Source organism: Orrella marina (assembly GCF_003058465.1).
Classification (GTDB): Bacteria; Pseudomonadota; Gammaproteobacteria; order Burkholderiales; family Burkholderiaceae_B; genus Algicoccus; species Algicoccus marinus.
The window spans coordinates 2,145,131-2,166,250 of record NZ_CP028901.1 but is presented as its reverse complement, the minus strand read 5'-3'; the positions used below and the strand labels follow the sequence as shown (position 1 = coordinate 2,166,250).

Genomic DNA, 21,120 nt, shown 5'->3' with positions numbered 1-21,120 from the left:
TGCCCCAAAAATCTATGTAACACATTGATAATTAAGCGCTTTATGTGGACCGTGCGCCCAGATATCAAACCCCTCCAGAAGCCACTGCAGGGCCTGTGGCGAGAGATTAACTGTTGACCCTGCCTCACCCTTGGGCCAAGCGAAACGATCGGTCTCAAGACGTTTATACCAAAGACAAAATCCGTTTCGATCCCAATACAAAATTTTTATCCGGTTACGGTGACGGTTAATGAACACAAACAACGCGGTGCCAAACGGACTCAACCCGAGCTCTTGCTCGACCAGAGCGCTCAAGCCCGCAATGGACTTGCGAAAGTCCACGGGGTGGCAACTCAGATAGACCTGATCAATCGCGTATCCAGGATGCATCACTGATCTCCCCGAGCGGTCAGACACAGACTACGGAGCCAATTGGCGGGTGGCAACGTCGCCAGCTCAATGCGCATATCGTCCAGGGTGATCGTGCAGGCGGTGCCGGGTCGTGAGGTAGCTAGCGGTGCTGGTCGCGACTGGACAGACTCCAGATTCACGCGCATGAAGCCTGACTGCTGCTTGCGCGAACGCTCAGCCTGTCGCCGGAAATGATTGCGCCACTTGTAAAGCTCGATCGCTTTGAGCTGGTTCTGCTCGGCATAGACTTTGGTGGTCAATCCTGAAGCGTCGATGGCATCCAGGTGCTTTCGCCAGAATTGTTCAGTCTCTGACATGTTGGAATCTCCAGTTGCAAGACAACGAGAGAATCGCATGCTCGGAAAATAACGAACAGCCCCGTCATAATGGAGCGCATACATTTCACCCCTTGTGTCCCTGAACGACAGGCGAAAGCTGTCGTAACGGGCTGCGTCAGCAACAGGGGCGTCTTTGACGAACAGTGTGGTCCTCACCGGATCGGGGGGGTAGATGGGTTGTTGAGTCTGGTCAGAATGTTCGTGAGATGCTCAATGCTGACTTGGCCCTTTGATATGATTTCTTCGAACGCCATCGATACGGCCATGAGCACGGCTTTCAGACCTGCCTGAGGCACACAGGCCAAGAAATCAGCCATGGTGCGGTCACCTCCCGCATGGCGCATCAGTGCCAATCACAGTCGCCGCAAGGGTTCAGGCATGTCCAGAAAAGGAGCGCCGCTAAGCAGCGTCCCGGGCTTGCGCTGAACCGGATCAATCTAGTGCTGTCATTCGTAGGCGGTTTGATCCCTGTCGGCTAACTGGTCAATACGAGCCAGGATCTGATCGCTTGCTGCTATAGCAATGTGTGTGGAATAAAGAGGTGTGCTGACGCGCTTGCCCACCCATTCACGCCGGTAGGTTTCGGCAATGGCCTTGGCGGTGTCGGCAAGCTCGCTCCGGGTGGTTTCAGCCGTGGCACGACGCTCGCGGTTGAGGCGGTTGGTTTCCTCCGCATAGGCCCGCATGGCTTCTGCCGCCATTGCCGGGGTCATCATCTGGTTCCGCAGGCCGGTCAACACACGGGTTTTCAGCGCCTCGCGCGGCACGGTGCAGCATTGCCGCTGACAGCTTGCAAGTCTCCCGCTCAATGCAAGCGGGTACGCTCGTTCTCAACGGCCTGTTCCAGTATCCGCCGGTAGCCGGCTTTCGTCATCCAGCGAGCACGGGCAAGGTGGCTTTCCCAGCAACGCCGCGTCCGTCACGGGATCGCGATGCGGCACGATCCGCGCCACCTCGGTCCAGTCAGCGCCGTCCGCCTCGGCGTCAAGCAAGCGCATGTAGGTTACATGATGCTGCTCGTCATAGGGCGTGATGAGGTCGAGCGTCGGTGCTTCGTCGTCCACATCGGGGTCGAGTTCGGGTCTCACTTGCATCGGCTGGCGCTGCCTCCATCACGGGGACCATGAGCGCTATCGGGCCGATGATCTCGAACGTCACTCCACCAGCAGGAAAACACGCTCACTGCTCAATGTTTCACTTTATGCGCTATCGGCGGAAAGGTCGCCCTACACCCGTTAGATGATCGCCTAGCGACAACCCATACGTCGAATCGCTGATCAAGACGGCAAAGTACCGGCCCGAGTTTCCTGCGCGGGGATTCGACACATTGGAGACCGCTCAACAGTGGAGCGCAGCATTCGTACGCTGGTACAACCATGAGCACCGCCACAGTGGCATCCAGCACGTCACGCCAGATCAACGCCATCGTGGTGAAGACATCAAGATTCTGGATGCCCGCCATGCGCTGTACCAACAACAGAAACGGAAGAATCCGGCCCGTTGGTCAGGACAAACCAGGAACTGGTCGCCGGTCGGTGCAGTCACCCTCAACCCGGAACAAGAGGCTGCGGTGAAAGCCGAGATTCAGATCAAAGATAAAAAGGGATTTGTTGCATGACTCAGGCGACAACTAATTTGACGTGTGCCACGAAGCAGCCAGTGGCAGGATTTATACAGGCTGCATGCTGTACCCATGATGAGGGAAGGTCCCTCGACATCGCCATTCAGGTGGAGGTGTCAAACCGCCTCAAGCGGCTGCGGTCAAGAGTCGTGGTCGTGAGCGTTGAGGAAACGGCAGGCGAGACCTGTCAGGTGTGAAACATTGAGACGAACGCAAGTGAACCGTTGATGAAGCATCGAAAAGTTATAAATGATGTCAAAACCGTGGTCATGTCAGAGACCCGGGACAAGGTCTGGCGAGTGCCTGATGATTGGCCAGACGGCATCCGGTGTATAGACGGCGTGACGCTGTTTCAGGCGTGGGTATGGAACGTGGGAACCTGTTGCTCTGATGGCAAGGGAGACGATCAAGCGGGCGCTCCCCGCAAGATCAAGAGTACCGATGCAGAGCGCAGGGACGGAGTGACCCGTAGTAGCGTTGAAGCCGCTGTAATGGCGGTCGAGCCAAGGGGTCACGTCATTGGGTCTTGTTCGTTACGACAACCGCCTGGCGGGAGGATCTGATGAGCAAGACAAAACCTTTCGAAATCCCCAAACAGTGGGTCTGGGAAGCTTTCAAGCAGGTTCGCTCACGCAAGGGCGGACCGGGTCACGACGGCCAGAGTCTGGAGGCGTTTGAAGCCAATCTTGGCAATAACCTCTACAAACTCTGGAACCGGATGTGTTCTGGCAGTTACATGCCGCCACCTGTGTTGCTGGTTGAAATACCCAAGGCAGGGGGTGGTGTCAGGCCGCTGGGCATTCCGACCGTCTCGGACCGTGTGGCGCAGATGGTCGTGAAACGGTATCTGGAACCGGAGCTGGAACGGCACTTTCATGCTGACTCCTACGGGTACAGACTGGGTAAAAGTGCACTGGATGCCGTGGCAATCACGCGAAAACGCTGCTGGCGTTATGGCTGGGTTGTCGATCTCGACATCAAGGGTTTCTTTGACACGATCGATCATGAACTGCTGATGAAAGCAGTTCGTCGTCACACGCAAGAACGCTGGGTACTGCTGTACATCGAGCGGTGGCTGAAAGCCGACCTGATCCTGAGCGATGGGACACGGCGTACGCGCACTCTCGGCACCCCCCAGGGCGGTGTGGTCAGTCCAATACTTTCAAACTTGTTTCTGCACTATGTCTTTGACTGCTGGATGGACCGGAACTGGCCTGATACACCCTTTGCCCGCTATGCGGACGACGTGGTGTGTCACTGCGACAGTCTGGAACAGGCACAGCAATTGAAGGCAAGTCTGGAGGAACGCTTTGCACAGTGCGGACTGACGCTTCATCCAGAGAAGACGCGTATTGTGGACTGTCGTAAAGGCAACCCACCGGATCCTTATCCAAACCGCTCGTTCGACTTTCTGGGATATACCTTCAGGAATCGTCCGACCCGGGCCTACGATGGGTCCCTGTTTGTGGGTTTCAATCCGGCGGTTAGCAGGAAAGCCCTCAAAGCCATGGGAGATCAGATTCGAAGCTGGAAACTGCACCGGAAGGTTCAGCACACGCTGGAAGAATTGGCGCGTGAGATCAATCCGGTGTTGCGTGGATGGATTGACTACTACGGGCGATTCAACCATGCCGAGCTGGGTCTGTTGTTCAAACGACTTGAGGAGCGACTTGCCCGCTGGATGCGACGGAAATACAAAAGTGTTCGCCGAAATCGCAAGAAATCCTGGGACATTCTCCTGAGCTTTCGTCAGCGGATGCCCGATCTCTTTGCGCATTGGCGTCTGCTGTATACAGGTCGTAAAGGTTCAATGACAAGAGCCGTATGACGCGAGAGTGTCACGTACGGTTCTGTGAGCAGCTCGGGGGAAGTGCCCCGGGCTGACTCGACACGCTCCGGCCGTCACTGGCATATTCCCCAGCCGCTTGGTCGATGCCCTTGCTGTTCTCGCTGCAACGACCGCTTGATCAGCTTCGCGCCTCGCTGCTTAAGGACTTTGCAGGTCAGGAGCTTTCTGTTGCCGAAATCTATGAGCGCCACAGCGTCGACACGCCGTATGTCATGAAGAATTACAAGGAAAGCCCCACGCAGCTTGAAACGGAGGGGAAGATTGGCGTTCGGAGCCTCAAGGGCACCCGGCGGAAAGGAACATTTGCTGACCACCTGATGGTCAGGTTTCCAGCGAGTAACATCAATGGCGAATAACTCTTCGATCGAATGGACGGAAGCGACGTGGAACCCTGTTGTCGGTTGCACGATCATTTCGCCGGGATGCACGAACTGCTACGCGATGCGCATGGCGCGCCGGTTGGAAGCGATGGGCCAGCCTAAGTACGCTGGCACGACACGCATGTCTGGCGGCCGCCCGAAATGGAACGGCGTTGTGCGGATAGACGAGGATTCGTTATCTCTTCCGATGACGTGGAAAGTCGGTTGGATGATCTTTGTAAACTCAATGTCCGACTTATTTCATGAAGACGTGCCACTAGCGTTCATAAAGCGGGTGTTCGCAACGATGCGGGAAACCCCGCAGCACATCTATCAGATTTTGACAAAGCGGGCCGAGCGCCTCGAAGAACTATCGCCGAAGCTGGTGTGGCCCCAGAACGTTTGGATGGGCGTGAGCGTCGAGAACGAAAGCTACATGTTCAGGATCGATCACCTCCGTCGCACGCAAGCAGCGGTCAAATTCCTGAGCCTCGAACCCTTGCTAGGGCCGCTCAACAATCTTGATTTCATCGGTATCGATTGGGTCATTGCGGGCGGTGAAAGCGGACCTAATGCCAGACCTGTCGAGCCGAATTGGATACGAAGCATTCGGGATCAATGTTTTGATGCAGAGGTAGCCTTCCATTTCAAGCAATGGGGCGGTGTCAACAAAAAGAAGACCGGCCGCGTTCTCGATGGCCGTACCTGGGATGATTTTCCTGTCGGCGCTGAGGTGTAGCCGCTTGAGAGCCATGCCGGCACAGCTCTCAAATCTCCACCATCAGTAAGTGTCTGTCTCGGTCAAAGCCTGCCAGTGCCCTGATTACAAAACTCGGCATCAAACACGTGATTGTGTGCGGCTGCACTTGGCGATCTCCCTGGTCGATAACTTTTCATGCATACATATGCCACCTGACTTTCTCCAACACGTTCATGGTGATCAACTCAAAACTGCTGCTCAAAAATAAGCAGAAAGATCCAACACCACATGGTGAGTATTCATGCGCCAACACATCTGTCGGATCAAGGTGCGGTGCTGGTTCGCATCTTTGAGTGCACCTTTTGTGCTTTAGGTGGATTGTGCGCAGGCAGACGTATAGGCCTGCCAAAGTGGTAGTCCGGTCGTGCATCGCTGAAGATTCGGGTTCTGACCGGCCGCAATGCAATATTTGCACGAGAAGTGATGGACGTGATACTCTGATGCCAGTTTTTGCCAGTCGCCTAACCTGTTGTGACAGATCACCGCAGTCTGTATGGGTTGCTCCACTGTTTCCGTGGGCAATCCACTGGAATCCATGTCAAGGCTTTTAAGATTTTCAATCGGTGACGGGTAGGGGTTTTCTGCGTGTGCCGCGGCACCCCCTTTGAATGCCTCTTTTGCAACTTGTGCTGATTTCAGATCGTTACAAGGGTCGGCGTATCGTGATTGCAGATGCTTCAACAGGTCAGATGTGCCCATTTCTCCTCCTTACCCTGTTTTTGATAGGGTTACAGAGGTAACAGGGGTTGCAGCCAGCAAATACGGGCGTTTTCGTGTAACCTATTTCCTCTCTCATGGGGTTATGTGGGTTACAAACCTGACCCCTTTTTACCGATTCTGTAACCCTTGTAACCCCGCGTTTTTCTGGGCAGTACACCGACCTTGCGTCAGTGCCGATCACGCAATCCCCGATCATTTGCTTATGCATCGGCTGCCTCGCTCAGTTTTTCGGCATCAATGTGGTACAGCTTTTTGACGCCCTCGTTTGCTGTTCTGGTTGCGACCTGTGTTCTCCCGTTCGCTCCTTTTTTAGCAAACACGCCCGCGACATCAAGCGCCCTGACAACCCGTTTGATGTCATACCCTGGCGTGGCCTCTTTCATGCCGCCAGCAGTGAATAGGTAACGAATCGCCTCGCCTGACTTGTCCAGGTAGCCCGCCCGGTTTATGACAGACCGCACAGAGTCATCATTGGCGATATCCGAGAATCTGCTCTCGCCATGCTTGTCGGTAAAGTCACGGATTGCGCGCAGAATCGCGACATCCTCAGCATTGCGCCCACTTGTGCCGCGCTGATCCTTCCACAGCTTGAAACCCCTCAGCGCCGCGTCATCTGCCTGGCCTACCTTCCAGGGCACCACGCCCGCACCTATGGCAATCTCACCAGCCAGCCCGCACAGGGCAAACACCCGCGCCGCTCGGGTCTCCTGCCCGTCTGCCGCGTTGAACCGCTTTAGCGCAACTTCCAGCATGGGGGATAGTTCCAGCCCTTCATTGAAGGCATCCACCAGGGCCGCCACAAAGGCTCGTCCTGCATGGCCGTAGTTTTGGGTGGAACCATCTCTTAGCGCATCCGAGAATGCAGCGCCAGACGCAAACCCTTGCAAGTCATCCCACGCCCCGTGAGTGCCGGTGATAGGTACGTCCAGCAGCCTGAGTGCCTGGCCTGCCTTGGCTTCATAGCCGCCTGCGTTCATGCGTGATGCAATCGTGACTTCGCCAGTGGAGAGGACAAACACGCGCCACCTAGATACCTGGCGTGCTTCGCCCCTTATATTGGCTCTCGTCTTGCCGTGGCCGTTGACCAATGCGTAGGCACTTTCGTACAAGTCTTTGGGGCTAACCTCGCCCACCTCATCCAGCGCCAGCAGGGTGCCGGTGTGCATCTTGGCCGCACCTTCCAAGCCATTTGATGTGGTGCGCCACGTCCGGCGAAACATCGAGCCGCCCCAAACGGATATCGCCGCCTGAAGGATGGTTGTCTTGCCTGCGCTTGAGTCACCAAAAAGATGCAACCCCGCACCGTCAATGTTCAATTTTTCCAGCAGAACACCGGCAAACCCAGCAGATATGCCCAGGGTGAGCATCGGATTGCCGACCGCCTTAGCTGCAACCTGTGCCTGCCAGCCTTCCAGAGTGCCTGCTACGCCATAGGGGGCGGTTCGCTCTGTGGCTTGATACCAAATGTCCTCACCCCCGAAAATCGAATCTGGCAGAACAAACACGTTGCCATGCCAGCCGGTTGTACTGGCTGCTCGTAGCCTCTCACTTGGATGCTGGGCATTGATGTAATCCAGAATGCGTGACTTGGCCTTTCGATCCAGCTCCAGCCCCTCACCCAGCAGCACGCTGAGCACGTCCACGCCATCGCCCGCCAGCATCTGCATAGGCATGGCCCATTGCTTCCAGATGCCGTTCACGCTGATGTAGCGAAGCAATCGCCCGTGTTCCGCGTCTTCCTGGCTGGCAGTCAAAGCCACCACTTGCAAGGGGGCACATAGCCAATCATCTGTAAGTGTCGGACGGTCGTCGCCGTTCTGCTTGACCGCGTGCCAGTAAACTCCTGCTTTCATCGTTTCGCCGCTACGCACTACAAGTTCGTTGTAACATCGCCAGCAGGGGCGGTCACGGGCAGGCGGGAATGGATCGACGACGGCAGACACATCGTCGACCGCAAGCACGGGAGCAACAGTCGTCTGGTTTTGGGTCATACGGCTGCCCCCCTTTGCAACGCTATCAGTTCGTCGTTCCAGTCGCCCACCTTGGGGGGCGTGAGTATTCGCGTGGTCACTCCTTCCTTTGCTGTACGTTGGGCTAGCTTGGTTGCTGCATCCTGACCTGCGTTGCTTTCGTCGTGGTCTGCGAATATGTACAGGTTGCCCACGCCCTCAGGCACCTCAAACCCCATCAGGCCACTTGTTGAGACACAAGGCCAGACGGATACATCCGAGAGCATGGTTGCCGCTATGCCTGTCTCGATCCCCTCGCTCACACCAATGCCCAGCCGCCCATCTGGCCGCCGTGATGTCTGCCCAATCTTGATAGAGGAACCCCGCATCACACCAGCAGCCGGACAAAGCTTCTTGACGGTTGAAACGGGGGCCTTTGCACCTTCTGTGGTTAGGTAGGTTCTGTGGATCGTCACCAGTTCGCCCGCCGGATCAGTTACCGCCGCCAGCATGGCCGGATAAGTGCCCACGCGCTCGCCGTCTTGCCAGTAGTTCAGACGCGGTACAAACCTGAGCGCGTCGGTGTTGGGCACACACAGCCCGCGCCGATCCAGGTAGATACCTGCCGCACATGTCTGGGTGAGGGGGTATGCACCCTCCCACAGCTTGACGAGGGACTGACGGTTACGCTCCCACTGCTCGGCCTGTTCCTGCTCACGCTCGCGTCTGGCTTGCTCGATCAGTAGTCGGTGCCTGTTCTGTTCCTTTGGTGACAAGGTCCGGTCAGTTGAAATCCACTTTCCCGAAATCGCGGTTTTCCAGTTCCACCACAGGCACACGGGCACCGCGTCATCAAACAGTCGATATGCACCGCTACGCTTGCCACCTTTGTCTCCTGTGACCTTGCAACGCTGAAGGCTGCCAGCCTTTATATTGCCCGGAATCAGGCCACCAGCCGTGAGCGCTGCCTGAAGTTTTGTGTAGTCAATCATGGTCGCTCCCTTCCAACGCACGCCACTTGGCTTCGTCCCAAATCTGCGCTTTGGTGGAATTGACAGGTATTAGCTCGGACACTGCAAACCAGTGAGCAGGATTGCCCCCGCACTGAATGCCCGTCTGTTCCATGGCTGTCCGTACAACTCGCGGAGTGCGAGCAAACGAACATGCCCGTTTCCATGACATCAACCTGCGATCTGCCGCTGGCAAACCAAACCGCACACACCCTGCCAACTCGTTTTGTTGCTCAAAGGTCAGCTGTTCAATCGACCCGTCAGCACGCGCAACCATCTTGATTGCGGTTGGTTCGTACTCTTGGTTGGCAGAGAACCAAAGCAAGGGCCTCTCTTTGGGTGCTCCTACGTTGCTTGGAATAAGAAACCCAAGGCCCGTGATTGACTTAAGCCGATGGTCGCCTGTGGTGTAGTGCCATACAAATTCACTCATAATCAGGCTCCCCTTTGTTGCTCTGTCTGCCAGCCCTGTGGATCAGCCATCCATTCCCGCACGTCAGACAGGCGCCACCGAGTGCAGCGAGGAGAGATCTTGATAGGTGAGGGGAATCGTCCAGCCTGGGCGAGTTTCCAGGGCCAAGAACGCGAAGCACCCAGCAGATGGGCCACTTCTTTGTCTGTGATTAGCCGGTCATCGGCTAGCATTGAATATGCGCCGACTTTCGCTGCTTGCACTTGTTGCTTGGTAAGTAGCCGACTGTCGGCTGTAGTCGCTTTGTACGCCATATTGTGCTCCCATGGAGATTGAACATGGTGCGTACTTTCAAATATCAAGGTAGGCTCAAGGCAACACCCTAAGACCTCAGGGTTGCGCACAGTTTCAACCCTTCGGGTCGCCGGTATCTTTTACCCTGCGAAGTCAGTCGGTACGCGCTGTGCAGCTACCGATCCGGCGTGGAAGTTCCCAAAAATTTGTCGCGTGCAAAGGCCTGATCCCATTCGCCAAACTCCATGTTGCTGGTGATGATCACCGAGCGCAGTTCGTTGGGATGAATAATCAACTCAGTGAGGTCTTCGTCTTGGATGCTGGTGGGAAGTGAATCCCCGGGCGAGGAACGCACTCACTCCTGGAGTTTGTCGGCGACTGCTCACCTTTGGGGTCATCATTAAAGTATCCAGTCCATTCACCCCATGATTGTTTAGTGACCGCACCTGGCGGATCATTTGCCTGACGTTTTTTCGGAGCAAGGCAAATGAGCAGCAAGGAAATCTCACACTGGCAGTTCCATCTCGACCAGATTGACCAGGAAGGCATCAGCACCAAGGCCTACGCAGCACGCGAGGGACTGAGTCTTCAGAGTTTGTATCAGTGGCGACACGAGCTGAAGCGACGACGTGCTGATGATCCGGTCTCGCTGACGATCACGCCCCGGTCCCCGGGGAAGTTTGTTCAGGTGCCTGTGGTCGCTCCGGATCTGTCGAGCCAGTCAGCCTTGCGTTGCAGCCTGGTTCTGCCATCGGGTGTGCGCCTGGAGATGTCGGACCTACCCAGCATTGGCTGGATCACGGCCCTTGCGCACGAACTGGGTGGTCCGGCTGGAGGGCAACGCTGATGCACCCGGGTTACACCATCGGATCGGTCTATCTGCATCGCGATCCCATTGACTTCAGAAAACAGATCAACGGGCTGGCGGCCCTGGTGCAAGGTGAGCTCGAGCTCAGTCCATTCATGGATGCCGTGTTTGTGTTCACCAACCGTGGGCGCACCAGCCTGAAAGTGCTCTATTGACATCGTAACGGTTTCTGTCTCTGGCAAAAACGTCTTGAGACCGACCGTTTTGCCTGGCCCAAAGGGGCGTCGTTTGAGCAGGCTCACCCAGTGTCGGCCAGTGAGTTCCAGTGGTTGCTGGAAGGTCTGGATCCGTGGCACAAAAATTCGCATAAAGTCTTGAATTACAAACACATTTAAGCCATTTCGAGGTATAATGCAGCATGTCTGATCGTGCTGCAAACACCCCCTCATCCGGAACCGATTCCTTGCTGTCTTCACTGGTGGCAGAGGGTCTGAATCCGTCTGCTGCAAACAAGATCGAGCTTGCAATCGAGGCCATGATTCAGGCGCAGGTCGAGCAACGCATTCAATCTGAGCTCGACAAATTCATTCAGCAAGAGAAAGCCCGTCAGGATGCGCAGTTCGATCAGCGCGTGGCCCATGAGGTCGTCCAGAAGGTGCTCGAGATCATCGAGCAGAACCGTCTGGCCCGTCATCGTCAGTTTGGTGCCAGCAGCGAAGCGTATCAAGGCACACTCTTTAATGAAGCCGAGGTTCTCGCTGACCAGAGCGAGGACGAAGACGACGAGTCGTGCACCGAACAGGCACAGGCCGACAACACTCCGGATGCGCCCTCGCGCAAGAAGAAGTCCAAGGCACGCGGTCATCGCGGTGCGCTGCCACCGGAGCTGCCCCGCGTTGAGGTGCTCATCGATGTGCCGCAAGACCAGCGCACGGATACCCACGGTCAACCCATGGTGCGCATTGGCGAGGAAGTGAGCGAGCAGCTCGACATCATCCCGATGAAGATGCGGGTGATCCGCACGGTGCGCCCCAAGTACGCACCGGCCCGAGGCGATGGCAAACCCGTGATCGCTGCGCCACCTGCGAACCTGCTGCCACGCAGCATCCTGAGCGCGGGCGCCATGGCAATGGTGATCGCAGTCAAGTTTGTTGACGGCCTGCCATTGTTTCGCACCACCAAGGTTCTGGCGCGCAGCGGCATTCATCTGCCACCGCAGACGCTGGCCCGCAACTGCATCAAGACCGCCCGGGCATTGCAGCCGCTGTACAACCTGCTCCAGGACACCTTGTTTGACGGCTCCATCATTCACATGGATGAGACGCACGTGCAGGTGCTCAAGGAGCCAGAACGAAAGGCCACCACCAAATCCTACATGTGGGTGCGGCGAGGCGGTCCACCGGGCAAGACCGTTGTCCTGTTTGATTACGAACAGAATCGCTCGGGCAAAACACCGGCGCTTTTGCTTGAGGGCTGGCGTGGCCATTTGATGACCGACTGCTATTCGGGCTACAACGGCGTGGGCCATCAACCCGGTGTCATCCGCATGGCATGCATGGCGCATTGCCGCCGCGAGTTTGTGAAAGCAGATCGCGCCAACCCCTCCAAGAAGGACACACCGGCCAAACAGGTCATCCGATTCTTTGCCCGCCTGTACCGTATCGAGAAACGGGTGCGCAATGCACCCGATAGCTTCCGTTACCAGGTTCGCCAGCGACTGAGCAAACGAACACTTGATGAGTTGCGAGCCTGGCTTGATCAGATGAGACCGCTGGTCACACCCAAGAGCCAGCTGGGTAAAGCCCTGACGTATCTGGACAACTGCTGGGACCGGATGGTGCGATACATCGACCGTGGCGATCTGCCAGTAGACAACAATTCGATTGAAGCCACGATCAGGCCGTTCGCAGTGGCTCGCAAAGCCTGGCTCTTCGCGAACACGCCAGCCGGTGCCAAAGCCAGTGCGTTGCTTTACTCGCTCGTTGAAAGCGCCAAAGCCAATGGCAAAGAGCCTTACGCATGGTTGTGCTACGTGCTCGAGCGCCTGCCCCTGGCTCAGAACGCCGATGACTACGAAGCGTTGTTGCCGTGGAATATTCATGACGAGGATCTCGCCATGAATCTGGTCGCACGGGAATCATCGGCATAACAGACTGTGCGTTGACAACCAGTCAGCAACAACTCCGCAGCCAGTGAGCACACCTGAAGAGCCACGCCTGCTCGCTGCGCACATTCCGTGGTGCGGATCGCTTCTTCTTCGATGAGTTGCAGGTGGATTTGCCACCAGGCCGGATCGTGCTGTGTCATGTGTCTGATGCTGAAAAATGTCAGCCCCATGATCCACCAGACACGATCAACCCGCAATCATGGGTTAGTTGGACTGCATACATCCCTTGTGATGCAGGGCAAGGCGATCTATGCGAACAATTGCGCAGCCTGCCATGGCGAGGCCCTGCAAGGCCAGCCGAACTGGCGTGAACGTATGTCCAATGGCAGGCTGCCTGCACCGCCGCATGACAAGAGCGGCCATACCTGGCACAATCCCGATGCGATGTTGGTCGATATGGTGAAAAACGGTCTGGTCCCTGGGAAGACAGCACCTCCAGGCTATGTAAGCGACATGCCCGCGTATCGCGACATCCTCAGCGACCAACAGATCATTGCGGTACTGACTTATATCAAAAGCACTTGGCCTCCTAAAGTTCTAGAGGCACAGAAGGAAGTTACTTTGCAACGGCAGAACTAAGCTGCTTGGTTGTGGTCTTTATCTATACTATGAATCATTCAAGATCTACATTTTTGCTGGAGCAGGTTTCATGAAACTATGGCTAACAGCGGCTGCCTTATCTGTCGCGTCATCCTTTGCACAGGCTGCCGGCACGGCCATTACCGTATATCAGGACCCCAATTGCGGCTGCTGCACCGGATGGGTCGAGCATATGCGGGATGCTGGCTTTGATGTTACGGCGATCAAAACAGCCGACATGGCTTCAGTCAAGCAAAAACTCGGTGTGCCACCAAAGCTTGGATCGTGCCATACAGGCGTGGTAAACGCCACCGGCCAGATCATAGAAGGGCATGTGCCCGCCAATGCAGTCAACAAGTTGCTCGCTGACTCGTCGGTGAAGGGCGTGTCGGCGCCTGGCATGCCGTTGAATGCGCCGGGCATGGGGGAGCTGGACGGCAATTTAGTTACTGTCGACTTTAACGGTAAACCATTTTCTAAGGACTAAAATCTACAGACGAGCAACGATATAGCCGGGTACGCCACGATTGGTACGCATTTGCTGCTCTGACGCTGGAAGACACTACACCTCCACACCTACATCTCTCTTGCGCCACAAGTTCAAGCCGGTTCGTGAAAAGTCAATTTTCTGAATTTAGGAGATCAAAATGAATATGAAAGCACTATTTATTGCGCCCGTTACGGCGCTCTTGTTGGGCGTGAGCGGTGCAGGAGTAGCAGCGACTCCCAGCGGCGATGGCACATCCACGGGCATGAAAGCTGAACCAGGCATGATGCATAATGGTGACGCGAGCCAGATGGGCCAGATGAAGCCAGGTAGGATGAAAGATCACGGCATGATGGGCGACGGCATGATGGGCGGCGGCATGATGGGCGGCGGCATGATGGGCGGCGGCATGATGGGGATGATGGGCAGTTGCCCTATGATGGGTGCCGCCGGCGGCGCCAATAGCAAAGTGATGATGCAGATGCATGGCGAGATGATGCGTGCCATGGGTGACATCATGATTAAGTATGCCGATAAACTTGAAGTGCCATCCTCGCCTCAATAACGAGATCTGAGTTCGAACCAAAGAGCTGTCAAGAAAGCTATTTCGATGGCTTTGGATGCGCTGCGAGCCGTTCATGGGGCGTCGGCTACCAAATGCCGGCGCTAACCGAAGACCGCCTCCCGCATCGTCCTTGGAAACGATGGAGCGATCGCTTGAGCAAGCCATTTACCTTCGGCACCCTGCGTACTTCGCTTTGCATTGATGAGCAGTGGGTGATCACAGTCGCCAATGCGATTGCCAGAGCGCTTGAGGCCAGCACGACGCTGGAGACCTGGGTCAGCGCATCGTCGGCTGATGCAGAGTTTCCGGCATTCAATCCTGTGCAGTTACCCAGGCAGTCAATGAGTATTGTTGCTTAGAACCTTTCCTGTGACTTCGTTCAGGCTCACTTGCGGCTCAGATGCGGATTTATTTCTCGAGATCCTTGATAAGCGCTTTCATTTCTTCGATTTCCCTGCGCTGTGACTCGATGATTTGACCGGCCAGTTCACGAACGCGAGGATCAGAGAGGGTCGCCCGTTCGCTGGTCAAGATCGCGATGGAGTGATGCGGAATCATCGCCTTCATCCAGGAAACATCCTCAATGGTTGACTGACTTCGCACAAGCCAGAGTGCAAGCGCAAATACTATTGCACTGGCGACAAAAATCGCACTGTTCACGCGACGACTTCGGTGCATATGGAGCATGAAGGCCAACATGATGATTGCCATCGCGGCGCCCATCATGAATGCCATATACACGCGCGTTTCACTGAAAAAGACGTCGGCCAGCTCATACGTATTTAGATACATAAGGCCGAACATCACGATCGTTGAAGTAGCGACCATGGCGGCAAACCGAAGGTATTGGCGCATGGCTGATCTCCTGTTTTACGTAAAGATTTGCTATTTCTCCAAACACGTCAGCTTTGGCTACTTGCTAAGTTCAAGTGCCACCGACTCACGCGACGCGTTGCACTTCAGGTAGACTTTCGAAGCCTAAGGGCATTGAAAACGACCGATGCTGAACTCAGACTCATCGCCAATGCCGCGAACATGGGTGAAAGCAACAGCCCGACAAACGGGTACAAGACCCCAGCGGCCAAGGGCACCCCAAGAGCGTTGTAAACGAATGCGAAGCCGAGATTTTGCTTCATATTGGCGATTGTTTTGTCCGAGAGGTGGCGCGCAATCGAGATGCCGCGCAAGTCTCCCTTGACCAGCGTGACCTGCGCGCTGTTCATCGCCACGTCGGTTCCGGTACCCATCGCAATCCCGACATCCGCTTTGGCTAGGGCAGGTGCGTCATTAATGCCGTCGCCGGCCATCGCAACAACTCGGCCTTCTGCTTGAAGTTTGCTGACCAAATCCAGCTTGTCGGCCGGCTTCACTTCACCGTGAACCTCGTCAATTCCTAATTGCTGTGCCACAGCTTTAGCCGTCGAAATGCCGTCGCCTGTTGCCATGATGACGCGGATCCCAGCCGCCTTGAGATCCTTCACGGCTTCCGGTGTGCTTTTCTTGATTGGATCAGAGACGGCCAGCAAGCCTATTAATTGACCGTCTGTTGACAAATACATGACGCTTGCACCCTTGGTGCGCAACGATTCGGCGGTACTGGCCATGATCGTAACGTTAACGTTTTCTTGGTCCATGAGAGCGGTGTTGCCGAGGGCGAGGTGCTTACCGTCGACCTGGCCCCGCACCCCAATACCGCTACCCGATTCGAACTCGTTGACGGCACTGAGGCTTAAGCCTTGCTCACGCGCTGCGCTAACAATGGCGTCTGCTAGCGGATGTTCACTGCCTTGATCAAGGCTAGCCGCCAGACGCAGCACTTCGGCAGCCTCTGTGTCGCCTGCCGGAATGGCCTGCTCGAACGCAGGGCGGCCTTCCGTCAAGGTGCCGGTCTTATCGACGATAAGGACATCGACTTTACGTAGGTTCTCGATGGCTGCTGCATCGCGAAACAGCACGCCCTGGGTGGCGCCACGGCCGGTTGCCACCATAATGGACATGGGCGTGGCCAAGCCCAGGGCACATGGGCAGGCGATGATCAGTACAGCTACGGCGTTAATCAGGCCATATACCCAGCTCGGTTGCGGCCCAAAAGTACCCCAAACAAAAAACGTGATGATGGCGATGACGACGACTGCCATCACAAAATAACCAGCCACTTGATCTGCCATGCGTTGCATCGGTGCGCGGGAGCGCTGCGCTTGTGCGACGAGCTGCACGATCTGCGAAAGCACGGTCGCTGAGCCGACCTTTTCAGCTCTAATTATTAGCGAGCCGGATGTGTTCATCGTCGCGCCAATCACTTTGTCACCAGCGCGCTTGCTCACCGGCAGAGGTTCGCCCGTGAGCATGGATTCATCCAGCGAACTCGCACCATCTTCGACGACGCCATCAACGGGGACCTTCTCCCCGGGACGCACGCGCAAGCGATCGCCTTCATGCACGTGCGTCAGGGGTACATCTTCTTCTGATCCATCCGCGTTGATCCGGCGGGCTGTTTTGGGTGCGAGTCCCAGCAGTGATTTGATGGCAGCTGACGTCTGCGAACGCGCCCGCAGTTCCAGGATCTGGCCAAACAGAGTCAAGGAAATGATGACCACTGCGGCTTCAAAGTAAACAGCCACACGCCCCATGGACATGAACGTTTCGGGAAAAACGTCCGGTACGATTGTCGCCACTACGCTGTAGACAAACGCGGCGCCTGTACCCAGGCCAATGAGCGTCCACATATTGGGGCTACTGTTGATAACGGATTGCCAGCCGCGTACGAAGAAGGGCTGGCCGGCCCATAGCACCACGGGTATAGATAACACGAGTTCGATCCATGTCTGGGCGCTCATGCTGAACCAGCCAAGCTGCGGGCCGAACATGGCCAGCACGGTCACAATGACCGTAAAGGGCAGCGTCCACCAGAATCGCCGAGAGAAATCTTTCAGTTCAGGATTGTCGTCTTCCAGGCTGGGCATCAGTGGCTCGAGCGCCATGCCACACTTCGGACAGTTTCCTGGACGATCCTGTCGAATCTCAGGGTGCATCGGACAGGTATAAATTGTGCCAGGAGCTACCTGCTCGAAAGCTGCTTCGTTCTTGTTTTTCTGACCGGTGAATTTTTTGGGATCACGCTTGAACGTTTCCGAGCACTTGGTGCTACAAAAATAGAAACGCTTGCCTTCATGCTGAACCTGATTTACGGAGTCTTTCGTCACTGGCATACCGCACACAGGATCGGTTAGTTGCAAGCTGGAGGCGGGCTGCGTCACGTTGTGGTTGTGAGGTTCAGACTTGTTGTGCGCCATGGCGATAAAAACCTTCCAAGAGTGTGAGCGCAAGTTCAGCCCGTGTACGGCCAGATGCTTTTAGCGCCAGGGAAATTGGGGTCAAATTCCATCATGCCACATACCAACACGTGATCAGACGTTAATTCGGGGCTTGGCGCATTACATTTTTGTCATGTAACACCTAATCGCAGCGCGAGCGCCGCGAGGGTAATAAGCAATACGGGCAAAGTGAGCACGATGCCTACTCGGAAGTAATATCCCCACGTAATGGTCATCCCCTTGCGTGCCAGGACATGCAGCCACAGGAGCGTAGCCAAGCTGCCGATAGGCGTGATCTTGGGGCCCAGGTCGCTGCCAATGATATTGGCATAGATCATGGCTTCTTTAACCACGCCCGTTGCCTGACTGGCGTCAATCGAAAGCGCCCCGACCAGAACGGTAGGCATGTTATTCATAATGGACGAGAGTAGGGCGGTGAGCACGCCGGTGCCCAAGGTGGCAGCCCATAAACCGTGGCTGGCCAGATAGTCGAGCAGATTAGCGATCATTTCCGTCAGCCCCGCATTGCGCAGCCCATAGACGACCAAATACATGCCCAGAGAGAATATTACGATAGGCCAAGGCGCTTCGCGCACGACTTTGCGTGTGCTGATTTTGTGCCCGCGTCCCGCGACGATAAGCAGCGTGATTGCACCCAAAGCTGCAATGGCACTGACTGGCACGCCAAATTCTTCAAGGGTGAAAAAACTGATCAACAACAACCCTAGTACGATCCAGCCGGCGCGAAATGTCGCCAGATCGCGAATCGCCGTTTTCGGTTCTTTGAGCTGGCTGTCGTCGTAGCGAACCGGAATACTGCGGTAGAAATACAGCAACAGAACCAGCAGGGTGGCGGCAACGGACACAACGTTGACGGGCACCATGACCGCGGCATATCGCGCAAAACTAATATCGAAAAAATCAGCGGAAACAATATTGACCAGGTTGGACACGATGAGTGGCAGACTGGCCGTGTCGGCAATAAAGCCCGCCGCCATGACAAAAGCCAGTGTGGCTGCAGGGCTAAATCCTAACGCCAACAGCATGGCCATGACGATGGGTGTCAAAATCAAGGCGGCGCCGTCATTGGCGAAGAACGCAGATACCGCAGCCCCAAGCAACACGATCAGTGCGAATAATCGCCGGCCATGCCCACCGCCCCACCTGGCGACATGCAGTGCTGTCCATTCAAAAAAGCCCGCTTCGTCCAATAACAGACTGATAATGATGATTGCCACGAACGTGCCGGTCGCGTTCCAGACAATCTGCCAGACCACGGGTATGTCGCTGAAGCTCACTACGCCGAAAGCCAGCGCAAGTGCTGCGCCGATCAAAGCGCTCCAACCAATGTTCAAGCCGCGCGGCTGCCAAATAACCAGGACAATGGTGACAATAAAAATTAATAGTGCAGCAAGCACGTTGTATCTCTCTTTACGACAAACGGGAAGGCGCCCTCGGCAAAGGGCATTGGAGATGAGAACGTCAATTCAAAAACGCAATGATGCATCAAGGGAAAAGATCGCCAATACGATCGAGTTCGGCTTTCAGGCGGGTCGGGTCATTCTTCAAATCAGTGAGCGGCAACGCCAAGAATGCCTCAATGCGCGTTCGTAAAATGCGGTATGCAGCATCGAACGCCGCGTCAATTTCGTCGTCGGTGCCCGTGGCGTGGGCAGGATCCTCAACGCCCCAATGTGTGCGTATGGCTGGCCCCAGGTACGCGGGGCAGGTTTCGCCTGCGGCGCTGGCACAAACGGTAACGACCACATCGGGCGTGTGCGGCAGGTTATCCCAGGCTTTACTGAAGTAACCATCAACTGAAATGCCTTCACGCGCGAGCAGCGCCAATGACCTGGGGTGAACCTGGCCCGTAGGATGGCTGCCGGCGCTCATGGCCTCCCAGCCTGTAGGCGCAAGGTGATTGAAAGTGGCTTCAGCCAGGATAGAGCGGCACGAGTTACCCGTGCACAGGAAAAGGACGTTCATATATGCGATACACAAGAGATGGGAAGGGCGATCCTGGCAACAGATTCAGATCCGCAAAAGGGCTCGCGCCGAACCTGTCCGAGCGCATATTGGTTAAGAAGCTGTGGTGCTCGCTAGTGTTGCGCGATCGCCCAGTGTGTCGAGTTCGCGTTTGATTGCCGCTTTGTCCAGCGTGGCCAATGGCAGGCTATTGAAAATCTTGATGCGGGTTGCGATCTGGCGAAAAACCTTATCAAACTTCCCTCGCTGTTCTTCAGCGGTTCCCGTACTGGCCGATGGATCTTCAAAGCCCCAGTGTGCGGTGATCGGTTGGCCAGGCCACAATGGACATTCTTCACCCGCTGCGCTATCGCAGAGGGTGACCACAAAGTCCATTTGTGGGGCTCCTGGTCGGGCGAACTCATCCCAGCTTTTGCTGCGCAAGCCATCGACCGACAGACGCGTTGCTTGAAGAATGTCGAGAGCAATCGGATTCACGTGCGGGCCGGGGCGGCTTCCGGCGCTGAATGCCTTAAAACGATCATGGCCGAAAGAATTGAGTAGCACTTCGGCCATGATGCTGCGCGCTGAATTCCCTGTACAAAGAAACAGGGTGTTATAAACTTTATCTGACATAGTGCAAAATGTCCTCTGTTGTGTGTTGCTGGTTCAATGGCCAGTCCATGAGAGTGGTCAAGCGCGCGTTTTCTGGGTCACGGCACAGGCATCGAGACTTACGGGCGAGCACGGGTTTCCGCCACAGCAGTTTTCGGTGAGATAGGTCAGAAGAGAATTCATGGCTTCGTATTCGGCTGAATAAAATACAAAACGTCCTTCTTGTCGCGACGACAACAGCCCCGCGTTCACCAGTTCTTTTAGGTGAAAAGAAAGCGAGGAGGGCGCAATCCCTACCAATTCTGACAGCTGCCCGGCCGGTAGGCCGGCTGGGCCGGCTTGCACCAAGTAGCGATAGGCTTCCAGGCGGGACTCGTGGGCGATGGCGGCCAGTGCGCGGACTATACTTTTCGTTTCCATTGATCAATAATACTAGAAACGTTAAAATAATGGAATCACTATGAGCGATATCACGATCTACCACAATCCCGACTGCGGCACCTCGCGCAACACGCTGGACTTGATCCGCAATGCCGGTATAGAGCTCACCGTAATTGAGTACTTGAAAACGCCACCCTCCCGTGAGGCGCTCGCCGATCTAATTCAACGTGCCGGGTTAACGGTGCGCCAGGCGCTACGTGAAAAAGGCACTCCATTTATGGAACTGGGCCTGGATAATACGGCACTCACGGATGCCCAGTTGCTCGAGGCGATGCAAGAGCATCCCATTTTGATGAACCGACCTTTCGTTGTTACACCCTTAGGGGTACGCCTGTGCCGGCCTTCGGAGATGGTTCTCGATATTCTTCCTCAAGCCCAGCAGGGGCCCTTTACCAAAGAGGACGGGGAAGTTGTCATCGATGAGCGCGGCCAACGCGTGCGTTAACGATACTCCGCCCTCCAACGCGACTCAGCGCG

At 55.8% G+C, this 21,120-nt stretch carries 27 protein-coding genes and 2 pseudogenes; 13 read left to right on the top strand and 16 right to left on the bottom strand.

What is annotated here, in order from left to right:
- Positions 1 to 12: 12 nt before the first annotated feature.
- From tnpB (DBV39_RS09785) to DBV39_RS09765, 5 genes are all read right to left on the bottom strand, one after another.
- Entirely contained in the window at positions 13 to 369 is a 357-nt protein-coding gene (tnpB, locus tag DBV39_RS09785) for an IS66 family insertion sequence element accessory protein TnpB (protein WP_108620452.1), read from the bottom strand.
- Positions 369 to 707, bottom strand: coding sequence for an IS66 family insertion sequence element accessory protein TnpA (gene tnpA / locus DBV39_RS09780; protein WP_108620453.1), 339 nt, complete (start codon positions 705 to 707; stop codon positions 369 to 371). Before tnpA (DBV39_RS09780) ends, tnpB (DBV39_RS09785) begins: the two co-directional genes overlap by 1 nt.
- 173 nt (positions 708 to 880) lie before the next feature.
- Positions 881 to 1,045, bottom strand: coding sequence for a hypothetical protein (locus DBV39_RS09775; RefSeq protein ID WP_159078893.1), 165 nt, complete (start codon positions 1,043 to 1,045; stop codon positions 881 to 883).
- Between the two features lie 129 nt (positions 1,046 to 1,174).
- On the bottom strand, positions 1,175 to 1,495 hold the full coding sequence (locus tag DBV39_RS09770) for a hypothetical protein (protein WP_159078892.1): 321 nt from the start codon (positions 1,493 to 1,495) through the stop codon (positions 1,175 to 1,177).
- A 63-nt stretch (positions 1,496 to 1,558) separates the two neighbouring features.
- A complete protein-coding gene (locus DBV39_RS09765; protein ID WP_227870577.1) occupies positions 1,559 to 1,822 on the bottom strand; it encodes a hypothetical protein in 264 nt (87 codons plus the stop codon).
- Between the two features lie 158 nt (positions 1,823 to 1,980).
- Here DBV39_RS09765 and DBV39_RS09760 point away from each other — a divergent pair.
- The 5 genes and pseudogenes from DBV39_RS09760 to DBV39_RS09735 all read left to right on the top strand — a co-directional run.
- Positions 1,981 to 2,346, top strand: a pseudogene (locus tag DBV39_RS09760) (integrase core domain-containing protein); the annotation flags it as partial.
- Between the two features lie 230 nt (positions 2,347 to 2,576).
- Entirely contained in the window at positions 2,577 to 2,912 is a 336-nt protein-coding gene (locus tag DBV39_RS09750) for a hypothetical protein (RefSeq protein WP_108621372.1), read from the top strand.
- The gene (ltrA, locus tag DBV39_RS09745) at positions 2,912 to 4,177 is read left to right on the top strand and encodes a group II intron reverse transcriptase/maturase (RefSeq protein ID WP_108621371.1); all 1,266 of its coding nucleotides are present in this window, start codon (positions 2,912 to 2,914) and stop codon (positions 4,175 to 4,177) included. The genes DBV39_RS09750 and ltrA overlap by 1 nt, the downstream gene beginning before the upstream one ends.
- Before the next feature lie 110 nt (positions 4,178 to 4,287).
- Entirely contained in the window at positions 4,288 to 4,554 is a 267-nt protein-coding gene (locus DBV39_RS09740; protein WP_193853017.1) for a hypothetical protein, read from the top strand.
- Positions 4,544 to 5,296: a DUF5131 family protein gene (locus DBV39_RS09735; RefSeq protein WP_108621370.1), complete on the top strand. Its 753-nt coding sequence runs from the start codon at positions 4,544 to 4,546 to the stop codon at positions 5,294 to 5,296. Before DBV39_RS09740 ends, DBV39_RS09735 begins: the two co-directional genes overlap by 11 nt.
- A 941-nt stretch (positions 5,297 to 6,237) precedes the next feature.
- On the opposite strand, the gene DBV39_RS09725 is transcribed toward DBV39_RS09735, so the two are convergent.
- From DBV39_RS09725 to DBV39_RS09705, 5 genes are all read right to left on the bottom strand, one after another.
- Complete coding sequence (locus tag DBV39_RS09725; protein ID WP_108621368.1) at positions 6,238 to 8,028, bottom strand: DUF927 domain-containing protein; 1,791 nt, start codon at positions 8,026 to 8,028, stop codon at positions 6,238 to 6,240.
- Positions 8,025 to 8,978 (bottom strand): DUF7146 domain-containing protein, encoded by a 954-nt coding sequence (locus tag DBV39_RS09720; protein ID WP_108621367.1) that lies wholly within the window; start codon positions 8,976 to 8,978, stop codon positions 8,025 to 8,027. Before DBV39_RS09720 ends, DBV39_RS09725 begins: the two co-directional genes overlap by 4 nt.
- Positions 8,971 to 9,429 (bottom strand): hypothetical protein, encoded by a 459-nt coding sequence (locus DBV39_RS09715; RefSeq protein WP_108621366.1) that lies wholly within the window; start codon positions 9,427 to 9,429, stop codon positions 8,971 to 8,973. Before DBV39_RS09715 ends, DBV39_RS09720 begins: the two co-directional genes overlap by 8 nt.
- Positions 9,430 to 9,431: 2 nt before the next feature.
- Positions 9,432 to 9,722: a helix-turn-helix transcriptional regulator gene (locus DBV39_RS09710; protein WP_108621365.1), complete on the bottom strand. Its 291-nt coding sequence runs from the start codon at positions 9,720 to 9,722 to the stop codon at positions 9,432 to 9,434.
- 155 nt (positions 9,723 to 9,877) lie between these two features.
- Positions 9,878 to 10,057, bottom strand: coding sequence for an ATP-binding protein (locus DBV39_RS09705; protein WP_108621364.1), 180 nt, complete (start codon positions 10,055 to 10,057; stop codon positions 9,878 to 9,880).
- 132 nt (positions 10,058 to 10,189) lie between these two features.
- Between DBV39_RS09705 and tnpA (DBV39_RS09700) the strand changes: the two genes are divergently transcribed.
- The 7 genes and pseudogenes from tnpA (DBV39_RS09700) to DBV39_RS09665 all read left to right on the top strand — a co-directional run bounded on the left by tnpA (DBV39_RS09700) (position 10,190) and on the right by DBV39_RS09665 (position 14,667).
- Positions 10,190 to 10,549 carry an IS66 family insertion sequence element accessory protein TnpA gene (gene tnpA / locus DBV39_RS09700; protein ID WP_108621363.1) on the top strand — a complete coding sequence of 120 codons (360 nt, stop codon included), beginning with the start codon at positions 10,190 to 10,192 and terminating at the stop codon, positions 10,547 to 10,549.
- A pseudogene (gene tnpB, locus DBV39_RS19935) lies at positions 10,549 to 10,905 on the top strand (IS66 family insertion sequence element accessory protein TnpB). Before tnpA (DBV39_RS09700) ends, tnpB (DBV39_RS19935) begins: the two are co-directional and overlap by 1 nt.
- Positions 10,906 to 10,928: 23 nt before the next feature.
- Positions 10,929 to 12,659: an IS66 family transposase gene (gene tnpC, locus DBV39_RS09685; RefSeq protein ID WP_108621360.1), complete on the top strand. Its 1,731-nt coding sequence runs from the start codon at positions 10,929 to 10,931 to the stop codon at positions 12,657 to 12,659.
- Positions 12,660 to 12,824: 165 nt separating this feature from the next.
- Positions 12,825 to 13,256 carry a c-type cytochrome gene (locus DBV39_RS09680; RefSeq protein WP_407669182.1) on the top strand — a complete coding sequence of 144 codons (432 nt, stop codon included), beginning with the start codon at positions 12,825 to 12,827 and terminating at the stop codon, positions 13,254 to 13,256.
- 70 nt (positions 13,257 to 13,326) lie between these two features.
- Complete coding sequence (locus tag DBV39_RS09675) at positions 13,327 to 13,743, top strand: DUF411 domain-containing protein (protein WP_108621359.1); 417 nt, start codon at positions 13,327 to 13,329, stop codon at positions 13,741 to 13,743.
- Positions 13,744 to 13,903: 160 nt separating this feature from the next.
- Positions 13,904 to 14,308: a hypothetical protein gene (locus tag DBV39_RS19930; RefSeq protein WP_108621358.1), complete on the top strand. Its 405-nt coding sequence runs from the start codon at positions 13,904 to 13,906 to the stop codon at positions 14,306 to 14,308.
- A 152-nt stretch (positions 14,309 to 14,460) separates the two neighbouring features.
- Complete coding sequence (locus DBV39_RS09665; protein WP_108621357.1) at positions 14,461 to 14,667, top strand: hypothetical protein; 207 nt, start codon at positions 14,461 to 14,463, stop codon at positions 14,665 to 14,667.
- 49 nt (positions 14,668 to 14,716) lie between these two features.
- Here the strand turns inward: DBV39_RS09665 and DBV39_RS09660 are convergent, their stop codons facing one another.
- From DBV39_RS09660 to DBV39_RS09635, 6 genes are all read right to left on the bottom strand, one after another.
- A complete protein-coding gene (locus DBV39_RS09660) occupies positions 14,717 to 15,163 on the bottom strand; it encodes a DUF305 domain-containing protein (RefSeq protein WP_108621356.1) in 447 nt (148 codons plus the stop codon).
- A gap of 104 nt (positions 15,164 to 15,267) precedes the next feature.
- Entirely contained in the window at positions 15,268 to 17,517 is a 2,250-nt protein-coding gene (locus DBV39_RS09655; RefSeq protein WP_322348759.1) for a heavy metal translocating P-type ATPase, read from the bottom strand.
- Between the two features lie 236 nt (positions 17,518 to 17,753).
- Positions 17,754 to 19,040, bottom strand: a complete 1,287-nt coding sequence (locus DBV39_RS09650; RefSeq protein WP_108621354.1) for an arsenic transporter — start codon at positions 19,038 to 19,040, stop codon at positions 17,754 to 17,756.
- An 88-nt stretch (positions 19,041 to 19,128) separates the two neighbouring features.
- Entirely contained in the window at positions 19,129 to 19,608 is a 480-nt protein-coding gene (locus DBV39_RS09645) for an arsenate reductase ArsC (protein ID WP_108621353.1), read from the bottom strand.
- A gap of 93 nt (positions 19,609 to 19,701) precedes the next feature.
- Positions 19,702 to 20,223: an arsenate reductase ArsC gene (locus DBV39_RS09640; RefSeq protein ID WP_108621352.1), complete on the bottom strand. Its 522-nt coding sequence runs from the start codon at positions 20,221 to 20,223 to the stop codon at positions 19,702 to 19,704.
- A gap of 57 nt (positions 20,224 to 20,280) precedes the next feature.
- The gene (locus tag DBV39_RS09635) at positions 20,281 to 20,622 is read right to left on the bottom strand and encodes an ArsR/SmtB family transcription factor (RefSeq protein ID WP_108621351.1); all 342 of its coding nucleotides are present in this window, start codon (positions 20,620 to 20,622) and stop codon (positions 20,281 to 20,283) included.
- Positions 20,623 to 20,662: 40 nt separating this feature from the next.
- Between DBV39_RS09635 and arsC the strand changes: the two genes are divergently transcribed.
- On the top strand, positions 20,663 to 21,088 hold the full coding sequence (arsC, locus tag DBV39_RS09630; protein ID WP_108621350.1) for an arsenate reductase (glutaredoxin): 426 nt from the start codon (positions 20,663 to 20,665) through the stop codon (positions 21,086 to 21,088).
- Positions 21,089 to 21,120 lie beyond the last annotated feature (32 nt).